At 40.7% G+C, this 1,134-nt stretch carries 2 protein-coding genes; one reads left to right on the forward strand and one right to left on the reverse strand.

Going from position 1 to position 1,134, the window contains the following annotated elements; genetic code table 11:
- The coding region (locus tag ACRCJ0_RS14815; RefSeq protein WP_431390973.1) for an NADPH-dependent F420 reductase at positions 1 to 473 on the forward strand (473 nt) is incomplete at its 5' end.
- 174 nt (positions 474 to 647) lie between these two features.
- Here ACRCJ0_RS14815 and ACRCJ0_RS14820 read toward each other — a convergent pair.
- On the reverse strand, positions 648 to 935 hold the full coding sequence (locus tag ACRCJ0_RS14820; RefSeq protein ID WP_236702824.1) for a YkvA family protein: 288 nt from the start codon (positions 933 to 935) through the stop codon (positions 648 to 650).
- Positions 936 to 1,134: the final 199 nt, after the last annotated feature.

Here is a 1,134-nt window from a genome sequence, read left to right on the forward strand (position 1 = left end):
AAGACGGTAAACAAGCATTAGGCGACATTGTTGTATTGGCAGTGCCTTATGCAGCAGTAGATGGCATCATCTCTAACTACGCTGACGAATTAGCGGGCAAAATCATTGTTGATATCACAAACCCAGTAAATTTCGACACTTTCGATGGTTTAGTCGTACCAGCTGACTCATCAGCAGCCCAAGAAATCCAAGCAAAAGTAAGTGGTGCGAAAGTTATCAAAGCTTTCAACACAAACTTTGGCACTACATTAGCTTCTAAACAAGTTGGCGACAACACGACAACTGTTTTAGCAGCCGGTGAAGCAGACGCTAAAGCAACCTTCAAAGATGCATTAGAAGGTAGTGGCTTGAACTTTGTAGACGCAGGTGAATTATCACGTGCTCGTGAATTAGAAGCAATTGGCTTCCTACAAATCACATTAGCAGCCCGCGAAGAAATCGCTTGGACAGCAGGATTTGCAGTAGTTAAATAAAGCCCGATATAGAGACTAGAATTAGTTATAAAAATGTTATAGATCTAACACAACCACCAACGACCTAGTTAATACTAGCTTGTTGGTGGATTTTATTTTGCCACATCCACAAAAAAATAAGCCGTGACACCCGGGGTAGTGGGTTTCACAGCTTTTAGGGGTTGGTATTTTAATCTAGTTGATCACTTTATTTGGATCAAAGTCGGTGTGTGTATTGGCTGTTTGCGTAGATTGTTTTTCATTGTAATTATCTAATAAGGACATGGCAATCGTCGTTAAGACACCAATTACAGCTGCGTCATCCACAAATCCCAAGGGACCAAAGATATCTGGTAAGACATCAGCTGGGAAGACGGTATAAGCGAGTGCTAATCCAGTAATCGCCTTGATGTAGGTAGGTGTTTCCTTATTAAATAAGGCTTTGGCGAACTTGCCCAAGGTCATTTTTGATGTTTGTTTCATTGCGTACATCATCCTTTCTCATGTCTATATATTAATGGGAAAAAGGGGTAGATGTATCCGTCCTAAGACCTAATTTAGGGATTTGTCTTCGTTAAATCTAGATACATGATATGCATATCCACATAACGACCGTCTTTCACTTGGAAACCGCCTGGAATAGTTCCCACAATTTCAAAGCCAAATTTCTCGTAAGTATGGA

This window comes from Aerococcus sp. L_32 (assembly GCF_050689315.1).